Here is a 19,802-nt window from a genome sequence, read left to right as displayed (position 1 = left end):
TCGGCACATCCGAGTTTTGAGCCTTTTTGCACAGGAGGCATTGTATATGGAAAAATTACCAATCCTTCCTTTGCGAGGAGTCGTCGTATATCCGCTCATCGGTGTGACCATCGATGTCGGACGCCCGTTATCCCTTCGGGCGCTCCTTGCCGCAAAGGAGCATGAAACAGATTTGATTGTCGTGACGCAGAAAGAAACAGGGAACGAGTCACCGGAACCGGAAGACTTATACATGGTTGGAACACGTGTCCACATTGCGAAGATGAGTGAACTGTCGAACGAGACGATTCGGGTTCGGATCGTCGGGAAAGAGCGTGTCCGTGTTGACTCGATTGAATCGACAGATGAAGGATGGTTCGCCAACGTCGAACCACTTGAACTTGCTGAAGGAGAAGAGGTCGAACGTACGGCACTCGTCCGTCTGTTGAAAGAGCAGTTCGGAAAACTTGTCGCAAACATCAAGGGCATGTCGCCAGATGAGCGTCGTCGTTTCGAGATGTATGAGCGGCTTGAATCGCTCACGGACTATATCACGTCTAAACTTGATGTCGACGTCGAACTTCGCCAAGCGATGCTTGAAGAAGCAGATGCGGTCAAACGAGGGCTTGAACTGCTTGAAATCATCGCACATGAGGTCGAAGTGATCGAACTCGAGCAAGAGATGCGCGAGCGGACGAAGAAGTCGATTGAGCAGTCACAGCGCGAGTATTACTTACGAGAACAGATGAAGACGATTCAACAAGAGCTCGGTGACCAGACGCAAGAGTCAGAACCGAACCGCCTTCGTGAGAAGTTAGAGGCGCTCGACTTGCCAGAGACGACGCGGAAGAACGTCATGCGTGAAGCGGAACGATTGAACGTCGTGCCGCAGACGTCTCCGGAGTATGCGGTCATCCGTAACTACCTCGACTGGGTCACTTCTCTTCCATGGGGCATTGAGACGGAAGACAAGCTTGACGTGAAACATGCGGCAGACGTCCTTGACGATGACCATTACGGCTTGGAGTCGGTCAAAGACCGAATCCTCGAATACCTGGCCGTCCGTCAGTTGACGAACTCGCTTCGTGGACCAATCCTCTGTCTCGCCGGACCTCCAGGGGTCGGGAAGACGTCGCTCGCCCGCTCCATCGCGTCGGCGCTTGAACGTCACTTCGTTCGCGTCTCGCTCGGAGGGGTTCGTGATGAGGCGGAAATCCGCGGGCACCGTCGTACGTATATCGGTGCGATGCCAGGACGGATCATCCGTGGGCTGAAGCAAGCGGAAAGCAAAAATCCGGTCTTCTTGCTCGATGAGATCGACAAGATGGCTTCTGACTTCAGAGGGGACCCGGCGTCCGCGATGCTAGAAGTGCTCGACCCAGAACAAAACGTCTCCTTCTCGGACCACTACATCGAAGAACCGTTCGATTTGTCGAACGTTCTCTTTATCGCAACTGCGAATGATGTCTCACAAATCCCAGCACCGCTTCTTGACCGGATGGAATTGATTCAAATCGGTGGATACACGGAGCTTGAGAAAGTAGAGATCGCGAAGCGTCACTTGGTGCCGAAACAGTTGACAGAGCACGGATTGAAGAAGAGTCAGTTGACGATTAAAGAAGATGCGCTCTATGAAGTCGTCCGTCGTTACACACGTGAAGCCGGCGTCCGGAACTTAGAACGCGTCATCGGATCACTCTGCCGGAAAGCCGCGAAACAAATCGCCATCGGGGAGAAGAAACGGGTCACAATTTCGAAAAAGGCGATCATCACGTATCTCGGGAAGCCGAAGTATCGCTACGGAAAAGGGGAGACCGAGGACTCCATCGGTGCGGTGACAGGCCTTGCCTACACGGCGTTTGGTGGCGACACGCTCACAATCGAAGTGGCGCTCGCTCCAGGGAAAGGCAAACTTCAGTTGACGGGTAAACTTGGTGATGTGATGCAGGAGTCGGCACAAACAGCATATAGCTATGTCCGTGCAAACGCAGAGCGGTTCGGGATTGACCCGACGTTCTATGAGCGACAAGACATTCACATTCACGTGCCAGAGGGTGCCGTGCCAAAAGACGGACCGTCGGCCGGCATCACGATCGCGACAGCCTTGATTTCCGCATTGACCGGGAAGAAAGTCCATCGCGACGTCGGGATGACAGGTGAGATCACACTCCGTGGACGTGTTTTGCCGATCGGCGGATTGAAAGAAAAAGCGCTCGCTGCTCATCGGGCCGGGTTGACGACCATCGTCATTCCGAAAGATAATGAGCGAGACATCGATGATATTCAAGAGACGGTTCGTGAGAAATTGACGTTCGTTCCCGTGACGACACTCGATGAAGTACTAGATGTAGCATTTGGAGGAAATTAAATGAAGATCAACAAAGCAGAGTTTGTGACGAGTGCCGTCGCGCCAGACCATTACCCGGTCCATGACTTGCCGGAAGTGGCACTTGCCGGGCGGTCGAACGTCGGGAAATCGTCGTTCATCAATAAGATTTGCCAACGGAAGGCGCTCGCACGGACGTCTTCGAAACCAGGGAAGACACAGACCCTCAACTTCTTCAACATCAATGATGAGATCATGTTCGTTGACGTTCCGGGATACGGATATGCGAAAGTCTCGAAGACGGAACGTGAGAAGTGGGGCGTCATGATGGAACAGTATTTGACGAGTCAAGAGGCGCTTCGCGGCGTCGTCTTACTCGTCGATATCCGTCATGATCCGACGGGTGACGATGTGACGATGTACAACTTTTTGAAACATTATGAGATTCCGGTCATCGTTGTGGCGACGAAACTCGATAAAATCAAGAAGAGTCAGCGTCAAAAACATGAGGCGGCGGTGAAACGCAAGCTTCAATTCGATCCATCTGACCGTTTTGTCGCCTTCTCAGCCGAGACGGCAGAAGGAAAAGACGAGGCATGGAAAGCGATTTACGCACTCATCACTGAAGGCGAATAAGGAGAAGGCGAAGGGATTCCTTCGCCTTTTTGTTTTTGTCAGCCCGCAAGCGGGTAATTATCGTATAATCATAGTTAGTACATAGTCATCATTGTAAACGAGGTGGAGAAATGCAACGCATGTTTGAAAACAAATGGTATCGCGCCCTCTTTTGGACGCTGACCATCTTTTTAGTCATTTGGGTCGGGACACAGATCTCATTCGTGTTTGAACCGATTCAAGTCATCTTGGCACTCGTCACGGTTCCGCTTATTGTGGCCGGACTCTTCTTTTATTTTCTGGTCGGGATTGTCGATTTCTTAGAGAAACGCTTAAAAGGGAAGAGAACGCTAGCTGTAGCCATCACACTGATCGGACTCGTGCTTATTTTTACACTTGTCTTCAGTATTCTCGGACCGGTTTTAGGCGAACAAATCACGTCGCTCGTCAACTCTATGCCGAGTATCGCAAAAGAACTTCAGAAACAGGCGTTCGCTGTCCGTGACACGTTGCTACAAAATGAGTTCTTTGCACGCTTCATGGCAGAAAATGACGAGATGTTCCGTAACTTGACGACGAACATCACGTCGTACTTAGGTGATTTGTTCGGAAATATCGCCTCGTCATTTGGGCAAGTCGTTGGTTTCGTGACGTCAGCGGTTATCACGATTGTCGTCATCCCGTTCATGCTCCTTTACATGTTACTCGACGGGAAACGTTTACCAGACGCTATCGTCAAACTCATACCCTCGAGCTATGAGAAAGAGACGCGTCACATCTTGCATGACATGCACGAGACGGTGCGGAGCTACGTCAACGCTCAGTTGCTCGTCGCATTCTTCGTTGGAATCACGTCACTGATCGGTCTATGGATCGTCGGTGTAGATTATGCCATCTTGCTCGCACTCTTCATGATGGTAACAAATATCATCCCTTACGTTGGACCGTTCCTAGGGGCTGCACCGGCAGTGGTCGTGGCATTCATTCAAGATCCAATCAAGGTATTATGGGTCATCGTTGTCATCATCGTCGTGCAACAGATTGAGTCGAACGTCATCTCGCCACTCATTCAAGGGAAGTCGTTAAAAGTACACCCGCTCACGATCATCATCGTCTTGCTCGTAGCCGGGAATTTGGCTGGTATCATCGGAATGCTCATCGCTGTACCGTTTTATGCGGTCGCCAAAACGGTTGTCCAGAATATTGTTCGCATCTATAAATTACGAGAACGAGAACATTATTTGGACAAAGAGGAACCTGAGAGTTCGATCATCACGGACCCGAACTCTCCAAATCCATAAGAAGAAAGGGTAGGAATGGAGTTTCGCCATTTCTACTTCTTTTTGTCACAAAAAGTTCTTATTTTATTTTAGGAAAATCAAACAGAAGATTATAGTTACCAGATAAGAACTGTTATAATGTACGGTAGAGATTGAAATAAAGAAGAGATAACCGTCGGTGGATTTTAGATGAGGGGAAGAGATACATGCATATTGTCGTCGTTGGACTAAATAACAAGACAGCCCCTGTCGCGATTCGGGAGCAGTTCTCGTTTGGGGAGCAAGAAATCGTGGATGCGATGATTGCACTTCGCGAAGAGAAGAGCATTTTCGAGTCGGTTATTTTGTCTACGTGTAACCGGACAGAGCTGTACGTCGTGACAGATCAACTCCATACTGGACGTTATTACACGAAACGTTTCTTGGCGAACTGGTTCAACTTAGAGATGGAGCAGTTCACACCATACTTGTCGATTCGAGAAGGGGAAGAGGCGATTCGCCACTTGTTCCGTGTCACGTCGGGCCTCGACTCGATGATCATCGGGGAAACACAAATTTTAGGTCAAGTGAAGACGAGTTTCTTCCGTGCCCAGGAGCATGGAACGACAGGAACGGTCTTCAACAAATTATTCAAAGAAGCGGTTACACTCGCCAAGCGCGCCCATACGGACACGCAAATTGGGGAAATGTCTGTATCGGTCAGTTCGGCTGCCGTGACGCTCGCACAAGAGATGTATCAACAGCTTGAAGACAAACAAGTCGTCGTCGTCGGAGCCGGTGAGACGGGTGAATTGACGACACTCAACTTATTTGAAGCTGGTGCGAAACAAATCGCTGTCTTCAACCGGACGGAGAGCAAAGCAAAAGCTGTAGCGGATAAGTTCAAAGGCCGTGCCCATTCGATTCGTGAGATCGCATGTGGATTACTTGATGCAGATATTTTGATTAGTTCGACCGGGGCGAAGGATGCCGTCATTGGATACGACGATGTAGCGGCTGCGCAGTTGCTGCGCCGCGAACGTCCGCTTCTTCTCATTGACATCGCTGTGCCGCGAGATATCGATCCAGCGGTCGCGACACTTCCGGGTGTGCATTTGTTCGATGTCGATGATTTGAATGGAATCGTAAACAAAAATCTTGAAGCGCGTCTCGTCGAGGCTGAAAAGATTGAAATGAAAATCGATGAAGCGATTCAAGAGTTCCAAACATGGCTCATCACGCTTGGTGTCGTGCCAATCATGAACGAGTTGCGTGCTCGTGCCCTTGATATTCAAGAAGATACGATGACGAGTCTTGAGCGTAAGCTCGACCATTTGTCAGTACGAGACAAGAAAGTCATCGGGAAGCACATGAAGTCGATCATCAATCAAATGCTTCGTGACCCGATTGACTACATTAAAGATGCAGCGGCTCAACCGGACGCGAACGTTCGAATCGCTCAATTCATCGAGACGTTCGGACTTGATGTCGAGTTGCCGGAACAACCTGTAGACGAAGTGGAAGAAACAGATGCCACTTCTGCCAAAGCACCACTTCGCGCATTGATGCGCTAACAAGACAAAAAGGCGACGCGTGTCGCCTTTTTCTATGAAGGAGAGATTGAACATGCGGAAAATCATTGTCGGCTCACGCCGTTCCCAACTCGCCATGACTCAAACAAAATGGGTCATCGAGCAGTTGAAGCAAGCTGGAGCAAAGAACGAGTTCGAGATTAAAGAAATCGTGACGAAAGGTGACCAAATCGTCGACGTGCAATTGTCGAAAGTCGGTGGGAAAGGGTTGTTCGTCAAAGAGATTCAACAACAGATGCTCGATGGGGACATCGATTTCGCCGTACACAGCATGAAAGACGTTCCGGCCGAACTACCAGAAGAACTCTATATTAGCTGCATGCCGAAACGTGTCGATGCGCGTGACGTCCTCATCTGTGAGAACGGCTACACGTTCGAGACGCTTCCAAAAGGTTCGATTGTCGGAACGAGCTCACTCCGTCGTGGTGCTCAAATTTTGGCAGCCCGTCCTGACCTTGAGATTCAATGGATTCGTGGAAACATCGACACGCGTCTGAAGAAGTTAGACTCCGAGAACTACAATGCCATCTTGCTCGCGAAAGCCGGACTTGAACGGATGGGGTGGACAGATCGTGTCGACTTCGAAGCGCTTGACCCGGACGTCATGGTACCTGCTGTCGGACAAGGCGTACTCGCCATCGAGAGCCGCAAGGACGACGCAGAAGTGACGGCAGTGCTTCAATTGTTGCATGATGAAGTGACAGCGAAAGCGGCTACAGCAGAGCGCACCTTCTTAAAAGCGATCGAAGGAAGTTGTCACGTACCGGTCGGCGGTTATGCGACGGTCGACGGTGACGACGTGACACTGACAGGTCTCATCGCGTCAGTGGACGGGAAAGAAGTGCTTCGCGTGACGAAGACGTCAACGGACGGAATCGCACTCGGAATGGACGTCGCAGAAGAATTGCTCGGTCGTGGCGGGCGTGAAATCCTCGCCTCGGTCAATGAGTGACGTTTGGTACACGGGAACGAAACGAATGACCGCTTCGCAACGGGCACGGCTCGAGGCGAGCGGTCTTTCCGTTCATCATGTCCCGCTCATTCAGACGAGAGAGACGTATACACCGCCACCCGTGGAACGATTCGATTGGCTCGTCGTCACGAGTCAAAACGCGGTGCAAGCCCTTCGGAATCTGACGCGTGACGTCAAGGTCGCCGCTGTCGGGGAGAAGACGAAGCGGGCGCTTGAAGCGGAGGGCTTTACCGTCTCGCTCATGCCGGAGACGTATACGGGTGAGGCGCTTTTTGAGCAGTTATCTGACGTTGTTTCGACCGATGATGTCGTCTTGTTTGCACGTGGCAATTTGGCGAACACGTCCCATATGTCGATGCTGCCTTGCGTGTATGACTGGGTCGTCTATGAGACGATTCCAATCCGATTGACCTCGGACCAACAACAACAACTCGAGACGGTGAAGGCGTTACTCGTCTTGAGTCCGTCGGCCGTCGATGCGCTCACACCATACTTGTCCCACTTCAACGGGACGTGGTACGCCATTGGCGAAGTGACCGAACGCGCTGTCCGACAAGTGTCGACGTTACCGGTACGAGTGCCAGAATGTTATACTATGGATGCATTAATACAGTGTGTAGGGGAGGATTTTTCATGAACCAGTTTGACCGTCACCGTCGTCTTCGCTCATCGAAGTCGATGCGTGCCCTCGTACGTGAAAATCATGTTCGAAAAGAAGATTTGATTTACCCGCTCTTCATCATTGAAGGGACTAACATTAAACGTGAAGTCAGCTCGATGCCTGGCGTCTTCAATTATTCACTTGACCGACTCGAAGAAGAGATTAAAGAAATCGTCGACCTCGGTCTCCAATCTGTGCTCTTGTTCGGTGTGCCGGAACATAAAGACCCAGAAGGCAGTGAAGCGTATCATGACCACGGCATCGTCCAAGAAGCGATTCGTAAAGTGAAAGAGTGGGCGCCACAGCTCACGGTCATCGCCGATACGTGCCTTTGTGAGTACACGTCGACAGGTCATTGTGGTCTCGTGAAAGATGGGGACGTCGATAACGACGCATCACTTCCACTTCACGTCCAGACAGCCATTACGCAAGCACAAGCGGGTGCCGATATCATCGCACCGAGTTCGATGATGGACGGATTCGTCACAGCTATCCGCGAAGGTCTCGACCAGAACGGATTTAGCCACATTCCAATCATGAGCTACGGTGTCAAATATGCATCAGCCTATTACGGACCGTTCCGTGACGCAGCCCAATCGGCTCCTGGAGAAGGCGACCGTAAAGGGTATCAGATGGACCCGGCGAACCGTCGTGAGGCGTTCCGTGAGTCACAATCGGACGTGGAACAAGGTGCCGACTTCATGATCATCAAACCGGCTCTCGCGTTCATGGACATCATCCGTGACATGCGCGACTCACTCGATATGCCGATTGTGGCATATAACGTGAGCGGAGAGTATGCGATGATCAAAGCCGCGTCACTCAACGACTGGGTCGACGAAGAACGCATCGTCATGGAGACAATGGTCGGATTCAAACGTGCCGGTGCCGATCTCATCGTCACGTATTTCGCAAAAGACGTCTGTCGCTATTTGGAAGGAGACTACGCATGACATACAATCAAACGCGCTCACAAGAAGCGTTCGAACAAGCCCGTCCTCTCATGCCAGGCGGTGTCAACAGCCCGGTCCGTGCCTACAAATCGGTCGGGATGACGCCAATCTTCGCCGAACGCGGTGAAGGCTCACGCGTCTATGACATCGACGGCAACGAATATATCGATTACGTCCTCTCATGGGGACCACTCATCCTCGGTCACCGCGACCCGGTCGTCACGAAAGCGATCCAAGAACAAGCTGAAAAAGGCTGGACGTTCGGGACACCGACCGAGCTTGAGACGAAGATGGCAGAACTCGTCATCGATCGTGTCCCATCGATCGAGATGGTCCGTATGGTCAACTCAGGAACGGAAGCGACGATGGCGGCACTTCGCCTCGCACGCGGCTACACAGGGAAGACGAAGATTTTGAAGTTCGAAGGATGCTATCACGGACACGGGGACTCGCTTCTCATCAAAGCCGGGTCTGGTGTCGCGACGCTCGGTCTCCCGGACTCTCCAGGCGTACCGAAAGAACTCGCAAGCCATACGCTCACGGTTCCGTACAATGACTTGGACGCAGTCCGCGTCGCCTTTGAGAAATACGGAGACGACCTCGCTGGTGTCATCGTCGAACCGGCCGCAGGAAACATGGGCTTCGTGCCACCACAACCAGGATTCCTCGAAGGACTCCGCGAGATCACGGAACAAAACGGCGCGCTTCTCATCTTTGATGAGGTCATGACGGGCTTCCGTGTCGGGTACAACTGTGCACAAGGGTACTTCGGTGTCACACCGGACCTCACATGTCTCGGGAAAGTCATCGGCGGCGGACTTCCGGTCGGCGCTTACGGTGGGAAACGTGAAATCATGGAACAGATTGCACCACAAGGTCCAATCTATCAAGCTGGGACGCTCTCGGGTAACCCACTTGCGATGATTGCCGGTTACACGACACTCTCGCAACTCAAACCGGAGCACTACGCCGAGTTCGAGCGTAAAGCAGACCGTCTCGCGGAAGGCTTCACGCAAGCAGGCGAGAAATACAACATCCCACACGACACGAACCGCGCTGGCTCGATGTTCGGTTTCTTCTTCACGAACGAGAAAGTGACGAACTTCGAGAAAGCGAAGTCGGCAAACCTCGAGATGTTCCGCTCTTACTATCAGAAGATGGCGGCGCGCGGCGTCTTCTTGCCACCGTCACAGTTCGAAGGATTGTTCCTCTCGACGGCTCATACGGACGAGGATATCGAGAAGACGATCGCAGCGGTCGAGGCGACGTTCAAGGAGCTTCAAGAAGAGTTTTCACTCTAATCTTGACTGCTGACGTTTCTGTCGCTACAATTATTTAACAGATATGATGAATGGCTTTGATGAGGAGTAGTACGCATCCTCCATTCCTTTTAGAGACGCGACCGCTTGGTGAAAGGTTGCGAGGGATGGACGCGGAAGTCGCCTCGGAGCTGACTTTCTGAATGGAGTAGGAAAGTTCGGTCCATCGACCGTTATTCGATTTTGAGGGCGCCATTTTTTGGCGAACTAAGGTGGTACCGCGGAAGATCACGGCTTCTTTCGTCCTTAGCGTATAGGACGAGAGAAGCCGTTTTTGTGTTCACCAATAAGATAGAGGAGGCGCTACACATGGCCCATGAGACAAATGAAATCACCATGCCGACGAAGTACGACCCAAGTGCGACGGAGTCAAAATGGTACGATTACTGGTTAGAGAACGATGTATTTAAAGCAGACGAGGACGATTCGAAACAACCTTACACGATTGTCATCCCACCACCGAACGTTACCGGGAAACTTCACCTCGGTCACGCCTGGGATACGACGCTCCAAGATTTATTGACACGCCTCAAGCGTATGCAAGGCTATGACGTGCTCTGGCTCCCAGGGATGGACCACGCCGGGATTGCGACACAAGCGAAAGTCGAGCAAAAGCTCCGTGAAGAAGGCGTCATGCGTTACGACCTCGGACGTGAGAAGTTCCTCGAAAAGACGTGGGAATGGAAAGACGAGTATGCGAAGACGATTCGCGACCAATGGTCAAAACTTGGTCTCGGTCTCGACTACTCGCGTGAACGCTTCACACTCGACGAAGGGCTCTCAAAAGCCGTTCAAGAAGTATTCGTCCGTCTTTATGAAAAAGGCTTGATCTATCGTGGCGAATATATCGTCAACTGGGACCCGGCTCAAAAGACGGCCGTTTCAGATATCGAGGTCATCTATCAAGAAGTCGAGGGTGCGTTCTATCACATGAAGTATCCCCTCGCTGACGGTTCAGGTCATATCGAAATCGCGACGACACGTCCTGAGACGATGCTCGGTGATACGGCGGTTGCCGTGAACCCGAAAGATGAGCGTTACACACACCTCATCGGCAAGACGATCATGCTTCCAATCATGAACCGTGAAATCCCGATCGTTGCCGACGACTATGTCGACATGGAGTTCGGTACAGGTTGCGTGAAGATCACGCCAGCACACGACCCGAACGACTTTGAAATCGGAAACCGCCACGAGCTTCCACGCATCCTCGTCATGGATGAAGGCGGGAAGATGAACGAGAACGCAGGCAAGTACGAAGGGCTCGACCGCTTCGAATGCCGCAAGCAACTCGTGAAAGACCTTGAGGCGGACGGCACACTCGTGAAGATTGAGCCGCACACGCACTCGGTTGGTCACTCAGAGCGTTCAGGCGCAGTCATCGAGCCATACCTTTCGAAACAATGGTTTGTTGACATGGAGCCACTCGCGAAAGCGGCACTCGAGGCACAAGGAAACGACGACACGAAAGTCAACTTCGTCCCAGAACGCTTCGAAGGCACGTACCTCCGTTGGATGGAGAACATCCGCGACTGGTGTATCAGTCGTCAACTTTGGTGGGGCCACCGCATCCCGGCTTGGTACCATAACGAGACAGGAGAAGTGTATGTAGGGAAAGAAGCGCCAGCGGACAGTGAGAACTGGACACAAGACGAAGACGTCCTCGACACATGGTTCTCGTCAGCACTTTGGCCGTTCTCAACAATGGGCTGGCCGGATGCGGACGCACCGGACTTCAACCGTTACTTCCCGACGAGCGCGCTCGTTACAGGATACGACATCATCTTCTTCTGGGTATCACGGATGATCTTCCAATCACTCGAGTTCACAGGGAAGCAACCGTTTAATGATGTCCTCATCCACGGTCTCATCCGTGACTCGGAAGGACGCAAGATGTCGAAATCTCTCGGTAATGGTGTTGACCCGATGGAAGTCATCGACCAATACGGAGCGGATTCACTCCGTTGGTTCCTCCTCACAGGTTCGACACCAGGGAACGACCTTCGTTTCTATTGGGAGAAGATCGAGTCGACATGGAACTTCGCGAACAAGATTTGGAACGCAAGCCGTTTCGCACTCATGAACATGGATGGTCTTAAAGTCGAAGACATCGACCTCACAGGTGAGAAGACGCTTGCTGACAAGTGGATCTTGACGCGCTTGAACGACACAATCGACCAAGTGACACGCCTCGTCGACAAGTACGAGTTCGGTGAAGCCGGTCGTTACTTGTACAACTTCATTTGGGAAGAGTTCTGTAACTGGTACATCGAGATGGCGAAACTCACGTTGTACGGTGAGGACGAAGCAGCGAAGCACACGACCCGTTCGGTCCTCGCACATACGCTCGATTCGATCATGCGTCTCATGCATCCGTTCATGCCGTTCCTTACAGAAGAAATTTGGCAACACTTGCCGCACGAAGGCGATTCAATCGTTCGTGCAAGCTACCCGACGCGTCGTGACGACCTTCACTTCGCCGATTCGGTTCCAGCGTTTGAAGCTGTGATGAACGTCATCCGCTCGGTTCGTAACATCCGTGCCGAAGTGAACGCACCGATGTCTAAACCGATTCAGCTCTTCATCTCGACGAGCGACGATGCGACACAAGGTTACTTGAGCGCGAATGAAATGACGATCGGCAAGTTCACGAATGCGACAGAGCTTGAAATCGGACGTGGCCTCACGGCTCCGGACAAGTCGATGTCCGCGATCATGACGGGAGCGGAGCTCTTCATCCCGCTCGCAGACCTCATCAACTTCGAAGAAGAAATCGCCCGTCTTGAAAAAGAAGTGGCGAAGTATGAAAAAGAAGTCGAGCGCGTGCAGAAGAAACTCGGAAACCAAGGTTTCATCGCCAAGGCACCGGCTCACGTCATCGACGAAGAGAAAGCAAAAGAAAAAGACTACCTCGACAAGCGTGACGCGGTCCGCGCCCGTTTGGAAGAGTTGCGTAAGTAAGACACACCTTCTTTGGAGATTGATTCTCTGAAGAAGGTTTTTTTGTGTTTTGGTAGAATTTGAAGAGATAGACGTAGAAAAGGGGATATGAGATGAGACGAATCGGAATAGTATGTGTTCTTATGTTGGGACTGGCTGGATGTACACCGTCAGAAGAGACGAAGGCTGTGGAGAAGGCGGGTGTGGAAGAGGTAGAACAGGAGGGAGTGATCGATGAATCGCAATTCCCCGACGTAGACGTGACGGGGACGACGATTGCCGAAGTACAACCAGGCACGGAACGGGTCTCAGACGCGGTCGTGGAACAAATCACCCTTCAATATGAAGATGGCTCGACAAGACACTTGTCGAAGGATCACATTATAACGGAGACGATGGTCGGGGGGATCGGTTTAGTTGCGATGACCGTCCCTGACCGTGAGAACCCGTTTGGCGTATTAATTCATGATGAAAGAAATGGATGGGCGCAGCGTGGCATGCAACGTTTTGGGATTCCGGAGACATCATCAGCGTTCGCTCACGGATTAGATCTTCCTAATAAAGAGATGGAGGCCATCAGCGCTGATTATTCAGGTAGCGATTGGCCGGTGAAGCTTTGGACGTTATATGATGAGACACGCCTCATCAGTATCATTGCGACGGATTCTTTCACTGAAGTAGAAGGGGAGATGTCGGAACAGCCAGAACCGTATGTATTGGAGCAATCATACGGGAACGGTTTATACTATTTAACCCAAGGCAAACTGATTATCGTGACAGGAAATATCTCGGAAGAAGAGTTGTTGGCACTCGCTGATTCGTTACCGGAGCCTTCGTCTGTATCGTTTCCTTTTCGGGATTCAGAATAATATTAAGACCCGAGCGTCAAGAGCGACGTTCGGGTCGTTTGTTGAAAAGCCACAAGGCGATGACTCCAATCGTCAATAGCATTGAAATCTAAGTGTAGAGCGGGGTCGTAAAACCGATTCGAAACAGGTGGACGATATATGTAAAATATAGAACTCCAACCACTGACGAAAGTATGTTATAGAAGAATTTCATACCTCGTCTTCCTCACTCCAAAACGGCAATCGACCTGTTGACATATAGTGAGAAGACGTGAAGAGCGTACTGATTGCCACACCGGTCAAATGTGGCTAAATTGGTTGACCGACTAAAGTTAGATAAAGATACCCTAAAGGTGAAGCGCCTCAATAAAAATATAAGGCTGAGGTATCGGAATATCAAACAGTGGGATCGAAAACCACGTCTCAGAAAGTAAACCTCAAATAAACGGGTAGCTAAGAACTCGGTCAATATAGGATCAAGCACTGTTCGTGTTTCAAACCTTACAAAAAATAAATTATCAGCGTTAGTGACGATGGGCAAAGCAGATTCAGCAGATGCGATCATTTCAACGATGATTGACGAGTATCTTGAATTACTCTCTTCAAATGAAAGGAAAGAATACGAGATGATTCGAGATGTTTTGATGATGAAGCAAAAGAAATAGAAAGAGTGAGCAATGTGTATTTTGACATTGCTCACTCTTTCTATTATTTTTAAAAAAAAGTAAATTTACGTTGAAATAATATTGTCTATTAATCCTTTTTTTGGTACATTGTCCTTTGTTGGATAATATTAAATATCTTTAGGGGGAACGTTTTGAAAAAATCATTTCTAGGCAAAGTATCATTGGTTACAGCTGTAGTATTCGTTTTAAGCTCAATCCCAACACAGGATAGCAAAGCACAAGAGCAAGAAAATCAATTTACATTAGATAATGTCTTGGTTTCTACTTCTGCACTCCATTCATTCGAAGAAGTAGAGCTGAGTGAAGAAGTTTTATCAGATGATTTTGATTTAGAAGAGGCTGTAGAAAATATTCCATCTGTTGATGAAATGAGTCCAGAGCAAAGACAGTTGTTTGATGCTTTAATAGAAGAACAAATTACTATATATGGATTTGATAACATGGAGGAAGATAAGGCCTTTGCTGAAGTATTAACTGACTTCTTTGATAAGAGTTCTGGCATTTACAATGACTTACCTGTAGCCCAAGAACAATTAGAAGAAAATATTGAGGAAATTCAGAATGAAGAGGAAAAAGAGTTTGTAATAAAAGATACAATTATTGATGCATTTAGCACTCAAGAAGCAAACGCATTTCAAGCAAGAGTTAGTGTTAAATTTGCAGCAGCTACTTTTAATACGCTCTTTGGTATAGCTGTGGGAGGGGTAGCTGGAGGCGTATCCCAATTTATTATCAAGAAGGGAAAAAAAGAAGCACAACGAATATTTACTAAAACAGTGGTAAGTAGGTTGAAAGCTTGGGGAGCACCGAAATTAGCAGTCGCGGTAGGAGCAGGGTCAGCATGGGCGATGAACTATATGGATTTAGGTACTGGATTAGCTAAGTGGATTGATGCTAGAGATAGTAAGCCTAAAAATGACTATATTGAATTGAAATAATATTAAAGGAATGGTAGTTAGTGAAAACGTTTGTTAAATATTTAGTTATTATCGTCTTATCAATAGTGTTGTTATATATATATAATGAAATCGTGCCGAAAAACTTACTTACTTTTATTTTAGGTCTCCCAATCTTTATAGGAATTATCGTTTGGATTGGGAGTCTTTTTGACAAAAATAAAAAAGAGGAATAATTAGAATCAAGTGCACCAAAAACTATTTATCAACTTTTAAAAAATTCTGACACATCATGAATTTCTCCTCATTAAGTAGATAGAGCAATAAATAAAAATTAGACTAAACGGCTTGAGTCCTGTATTTAACAGAACTTAAGTCGTTTAGTTGTTTCTAGAGACGATCTGTTTGTATATGTAAGTCGTGATGGCTGGTGTGGGTTCGTTACAAACCTGGAACTAAAGCACATAGTATATTGCGAATTTCAGGGTACCTCAAAACCGACGATCTTTATAGGTCCTCGAACCAGCTCCTGTACATAGCCCAGCAATTGCTGGGGTCATCGTCCGGAAGACGAACCCAGTGTGTTGGATTCTCAGAAGCCGTAGGCGACAATCGAATCGTCATACTCTCACCAAGATACCAGGTCCATATTAGAACTCCATGACGTAAATACACCATTTCTCATTCAGTCGTGAGAGGCTAAATTCTCGGTTTATCAGGTTCTTGGTCAGTGCTACGGGAACGACTTTTTGTAACACTTTCGCTTCTGATGGATGACTGAAGAAATCTCAAGGAACCATATGAAACGATAGATACGCTTCTTATTGAATGCGTTAGTCCATATTGGTATCGTCCTATGGTTGACTGTCATGATAATTCGTCGATAGTCGTAGGTTCTGTTCACCTGTGCAATCTCACAAAGGATCGCGATCAAGATTGTGTTGCTTGTCGACAACCTCTCGTTGATCAGTTCCTATTCTTGCTTCGTCCTTGCTGAATGTTCAGAGCCACATTGATCTAACTAAGTAATTTTTTGAAAACGGTACATAAGTATACAAATCTACATGTATACATTGCTCCTTATGAGCTTAAACCTGAAAAAAGCTGTTGTTAAAGCGGTTTCTTTTATGAAAAACATAGGATTATGAAGATCTTTACAGTAAGAAAAACGGCATGAAAAATCTGGTAACCTGGCCGTTATCAGATCCCAATCATCTAACTTAGTAGTCAGACTATGTATTTAACAACTCTTCATCTTAAACCAGCTATTATGAATCGATTTGCAGAAACAGAGAAACCCGAACGTCGAGAGTGACGCTCGGGTCTTTATCAAAAATTTATTCTTCACTCGATGTCATCTTCCCGTTCAATCACTCTTTCGCATTGAATCGATCCACTACTGTAAATCGTTCACAGACAATGTTTATATTTGGTGCAAACGACAATTGATACGAATGAAGTAACTCACTAAAGAATCGCTCATGGATGTCCCACCATTCGATGTATGTTCCTTCACCTTCGGCTAATGCAAACGCTTCGGATACCTCATTCATCGCCTGAATCGTAACTTCAGTCGTTTGAATGATGGCAACTGGTCGATCCGCTGCATTGAGAACGATTGCGTACTGCCCGACGTAAGGGAGTGGTTCATTCTCAATCTCATAAAGTATATGTGCGGAACATGTTGCGGTTTTCTTTCCAGAGACGACCAGTTCGGCTAGCGTATTGGCATCATCTCCGAATTGAAACGCTTCGACATCAGTCGGCGGATGCTCTTCACTATCTTTCCAATATTGATTCCAATAAGCGAGTGTCATTTCATTCATCATGATCATTTCCTTTCGAATTAAGAGCACTCCATATTACGTAAGAAATAAAAAGAAGTTTCAAAAAACCATCTCGCAAAAGCGAGATGGTTCACGTGCCACAAAACGTTTGATACGGATACGTCCGCGGTGGACCTGCTGATAAGTACTCAGACGGTTGATTGTAGTTATAGGGGTCACGCAAAATCGTGAGTAGCGCCTCGGTCGGGCCGAAGTCGCCTCGTTCTGCTGCTTGAATCGCTTTTTCGACATGATGATTTCGAGGAATGACGGCCGGGTTGTATTGGCGCATGATTCGACTGACGTCCTCGTCCGGGAGACCTTGTTCGCTTAGGCGTTTTCGCCAAGCGTCAATCCACGCCTTCCCGTCTTCCCGAGTTGCGAATGGGAGCGATTCAATCTCACCGAGCGTCAACGAGCGGAACGTATTCGTATAATCTGCCTCCGTCTCCATCATCAAGCGGAGCAATTCATCCGCTAGCTCATCGTCACCATCTTTTCGGACGAATAAGCCAATCTTATGTGCGAGACCGGTAAAGTACGCTTCTTTATACAACTCGGTATAACGGGTGAGTTGCTTGTTCGCCACATCAACCGCTTCTTCTTTCGTTTCGCCAAGGAGCGGAAGCAACGTCTCCGCCAGTCGGGCGAGGTTCCAAGACCCGATATATGGTTGATTCGCATAGGCGTAACGTCCCTCTCGGTCGATCGAGCTGAAGACCGTCTCCGGATGATACGTGTCCATGAACGCGCATGGTCCGTAATCGAGACCTTCACCGCTGATGAACATATTGTCCGTATTCATCACCCCATGAATGAACCCGACGAGTTGCCAGTTGGCAATCAGTCTCGCCTGTCTTTCGACGACGCGTCCGAGGAACTGTTCATAGCGATTCGGTGCATCGATCAAGTCTGGGTCGTGTCGTTTGATTGCTACTTCAGTAAGTGCGATGACGTCATCGATGGAGCCGGCGCCTGCTGCGAATTGGAATGTTCCGACACGAAGATGACTTGAGGCGACCCGAGTCAGGATGGCTCCATGCTTCGGACCTTGACGCATGATGGCTTCCCCTGTCTGAACGACGGCGAGCGCCCGGTTCGTTGGAATGCCGAGGGCGTCCATCGCCTCGCTGATGAGGAACTCGCGTACCATTGGCCCGAGTGCGGCTCGTCCGTCGCCCCCTCTAGAATACTCCGTCGGTCCAGAACCCTTCAGTTGCACATCGACACGCTTCCCGTTCGGAGTCACATGTTCCCCGAGCATGAGGGCGCGTCCGTCCCCGAGCATCGTCAAGTTGCCGAATTGGTGTCCGGCGTATGCTTGAGAGAAAGACGTCTCTGTTTGACGATTGCCGGCAAGTAAATCGATGTCTTGCTTGACATTTTGCGCATCAAGGCCGAGCGAAGCGGCTAATGGATCGTTAAACAAGACGAGTGTCGGATTGTCGACCGGATGGATGGGCCCACGGTCGTAAAAGATGTCACGTAGTTCGAGGTACGTCGCCTCGAAGTTCCAGTCAGTTGTCATGGCGCATGCCTCCTTCTTCGCTTCGAGTATAGCACAGACTGTTTTCCATAACGGCTGTCGTGAATTTTGATAAAATGAAACAGAAGTGTAAACAGTAGGAGTGTGGAAGATGAAGACGAGACAAGATGTATTCGATTGGTTGAGTGGACAGCTTCGCTTCGGGATCAAACCGGGTCTTGAGCGGATGAGCTGGATGATTGAGCAGTTAGGGTTAGAAGAACGCCGATCCATCCATGTGGCCGGGACGAACGGAAAAGGGTCGACCGTCGCGTTTTTACGGGCGATGGCGATGGAGAACGGCTTATCCGTCGGCACATTCACGTCCCCTTATATCATTCAGTTCGAGGAGCGGATCATGTTGAACGGGGAACCGATTCCTGAAGACGCGCTCGTCGACGTGGCGAATCAAGTCAAAGCGTGTGCGGACGATGCGCCAGAGACGTTGACGGAGTTCGAGCTCTTGACGATGATGGCATGGTGCTATTTTGATGACGCACGTCCAGACTTGATTATTTGGGAAGTCGGTCTCGGGGGTCGCCTCGATTCGACGAACGTGTTGAAGCAGCCACTCGCGACAATCGTCACGTCTATCGGGCATGACCATCAAGGGATTCTCGGCGATACGCTTGAAGAGATTGCGCTGGAAAAGTACGGCATCATGAAACGTGGCGTGCCGATGTTCCACAGTATCGAGAAGAAATCGTTGATTGAGTTATTGCATCAAAGAGGGGACGATTTAGGTTCTTCCATTCAAGATGTTCGTCCAATCGTGAAGAAGATTGTGGACGGGGCAGAGACCGTCGTGACGTATGAGGATACGCCATCTGTCGTGCTCGGCTTGACGGGGCATCATCAAGCATACAACGGGGCGTGCGCCGTGGCGGTTGCGCGTCACCTCGGCTGGAGTGATGACGCAATCCGAAGAGGGCTCGAGCGAGCACAACATCCGGGTCGATACGAACTGGTATCGAAACGACCGCGTATCATTCTAGATGGGGCACACAATCAAGAAGGCATCGAGGCGTTAGTATTGCAAGCCAAACAAGAGAAAGATGTGACGGTGTTGACGGCGATTTTAGAAGATAAAGACCGTGACACGATGATTCACGCGCTTCAAGAGATTGGCGACGTGTACGAGACAACGTTTGATTTTCCTCGTGCGAGAACGAGAGATCAGCTTTTAAAAGATGGGGCACGCTTCGTTGAATGGAAAGAATGGCTAAGCGATTGGATGGAAGCACCGACGAGTGAGACGTTGATTGTGACAGGGTCCCTTTATTTCATCAGTGAAGTGAGACGTTTCCTAAGCTAAAACATTTACCTGATGTCAAAGAAATAGATGTATATTTTTTCAAGTGGGTGGGATAATTAGTAGTGAAGACTAAAAATAGGGAGGACTAT

General features: G+C 49.3%; 15 protein-coding genes and 1 other annotated feature. Of the genes, 13 read left to right on the top strand and 2 right to left on the bottom strand.

Annotated features, from left to right (window positions below; all coding sequences use genetic code 11):
- Window positions 1–46: 46 nt before the first annotated feature.
- From lon to KNO61_RS06820, 12 genes are all read left to right on the top strand, one after another.
- Window positions 47–2,347, top strand: coding sequence for an endopeptidase La (gene lon, locus KNO61_RS06875; protein WP_214691150.1), 2,301 nt, complete (start codon window positions 47–49; stop codon window positions 2,345–2,347).
- Window positions 2,348–2,941 (top strand): ribosome biogenesis GTP-binding protein YihA/YsxC, encoded by a 594-nt coding sequence (gene yihA, locus KNO61_RS06870; protein WP_078146534.1) that lies wholly within the window; start codon window positions 2,348–2,350, stop codon window positions 2,939–2,941.
- A 110-nt stretch (window positions 2,942–3,051) separates the two neighbouring features.
- Window positions 3,052–4,221, top strand: coding sequence for an AI-2E family transporter (locus KNO61_RS06865; RefSeq protein ID WP_214872840.1), 1,170 nt, complete (start codon window positions 3,052–3,054; stop codon window positions 4,219–4,221).
- 185 nt (window positions 4,222–4,406) lie between these two features.
- The gene (hemA, locus tag KNO61_RS06860) at window positions 4,407–5,753 is read left to right on the top strand and encodes a glutamyl-tRNA reductase (RefSeq protein WP_214872839.1); all 1,347 of its coding nucleotides are present in this window, start codon (window positions 4,407–4,409) and stop codon (window positions 5,751–5,753) included.
- Window positions 5,754–5,805: 52 nt separating this feature from the next.
- Entirely contained in the window at window positions 5,806–6,723 is a 918-nt protein-coding gene (hemC, locus tag KNO61_RS06855) for a hydroxymethylbilane synthase (RefSeq protein ID WP_078146536.1), read from the top strand.
- Window positions 6,724–6,748: 25 nt separating this feature from the next.
- Window positions 6,749–7,381, top strand: a complete 633-nt coding sequence (locus tag KNO61_RS06850; protein ID WP_078146537.1) for a uroporphyrinogen-III synthase — start codon at window positions 6,749–6,751, stop codon at window positions 7,379–7,381.
- Entirely contained in the window at window positions 7,378–8,358 is a 981-nt protein-coding gene (hemB, locus tag KNO61_RS06845; protein ID WP_078146538.1) for a porphobilinogen synthase, read from the top strand. The genes KNO61_RS06850 and hemB overlap by 4 nt, the downstream gene beginning before the upstream one ends.
- Window positions 8,355–9,659, top strand: a complete 1,305-nt coding sequence (gene hemL / locus KNO61_RS06840) for a glutamate-1-semialdehyde 2,1-aminomutase (protein WP_031421390.1) — start codon at window positions 8,355–8,357, stop codon at window positions 9,657–9,659. The genes hemB and hemL overlap by 4 nt, the downstream gene beginning before the upstream one ends.
- 47 nt (window positions 9,660–9,706) lie before the next feature.
- Window positions 9,707–9,928: a binding site (T-box leader), on the top strand.
- Between the two features lie 58 nt (window positions 9,929–9,986).
- Complete coding sequence (locus tag KNO61_RS06835) at window positions 9,987–12,638, top strand: valine--tRNA ligase (RefSeq protein ID WP_214739655.1); 2,652 nt, start codon at window positions 9,987–9,989, stop codon at window positions 12,636–12,638.
- 92 nt (window positions 12,639–12,730) lie between these two features.
- Window positions 12,731–13,486: a hypothetical protein gene (locus tag KNO61_RS06830; RefSeq protein ID WP_214872838.1), complete on the top strand. Its 756-nt coding sequence runs from the start codon at window positions 12,731–12,733 to the stop codon at window positions 13,484–13,486.
- A 449-nt stretch (window positions 13,487–13,935) separates the two neighbouring features.
- A complete protein-coding gene (locus KNO61_RS17485; protein ID WP_168169889.1) occupies window positions 13,936–14,130 on the top strand; it encodes a DUF5388 domain-containing protein in 195 nt (64 codons plus the stop codon).
- Between the two features lie 152 nt (window positions 14,131–14,282).
- Window positions 14,283–15,089: a hypothetical protein gene (locus KNO61_RS06820; protein ID WP_143404753.1), complete on the top strand. Its 807-nt coding sequence runs from the start codon at window positions 14,283–14,285 to the stop codon at window positions 15,087–15,089.
- A 1,328-nt stretch (window positions 15,090–16,417) separates the two neighbouring features.
- Here KNO61_RS06820 and KNO61_RS06815 read toward each other — a convergent pair.
- Together KNO61_RS06815 and KNO61_RS06810 are read right to left on the bottom strand one after the other, a co-directional pair.
- The gene (locus KNO61_RS06815) at window positions 16,418–16,873 is read right to left on the bottom strand and encodes an ASCH domain-containing protein (RefSeq protein ID WP_214684737.1); all 456 of its coding nucleotides are present in this window, start codon (window positions 16,871–16,873) and stop codon (window positions 16,418–16,420) included.
- A gap of 91 nt (window positions 16,874–16,964) precedes the next feature.
- A complete protein-coding gene (locus KNO61_RS06810; RefSeq protein WP_214872837.1) occupies window positions 16,965–18,401 on the bottom strand; it encodes a protein adenylyltransferase SelO in 1,437 nt (478 codons plus the stop codon).
- A 109-nt stretch (window positions 18,402–18,510) separates the two neighbouring features.
- Here KNO61_RS06810 and KNO61_RS06805 point away from each other — a divergent pair, with 109 nt between their 5' ends.
- On the top strand, window positions 18,511–19,713 hold the full coding sequence (locus KNO61_RS06805) for a bifunctional folylpolyglutamate synthase/dihydrofolate synthase (protein ID WP_214872836.1): 1,203 nt from the start codon (window positions 18,511–18,513) through the stop codon (window positions 19,711–19,713).
- Window positions 19,714–19,802: the final 89 nt, after the last annotated feature.

The sequence above is a fragment of the Exiguobacterium sp. s140 genome (assembly GCF_018617035.1).
Lineage (GTDB): Bacteria > Bacillota > Bacilli > Exiguobacteriales > Exiguobacteriaceae > Exiguobacterium > Exiguobacterium profundum.
Note: the sequence above shows the minus strand (reverse complement) of the source record. Positions and strands in the feature narration are given on the sequence as shown.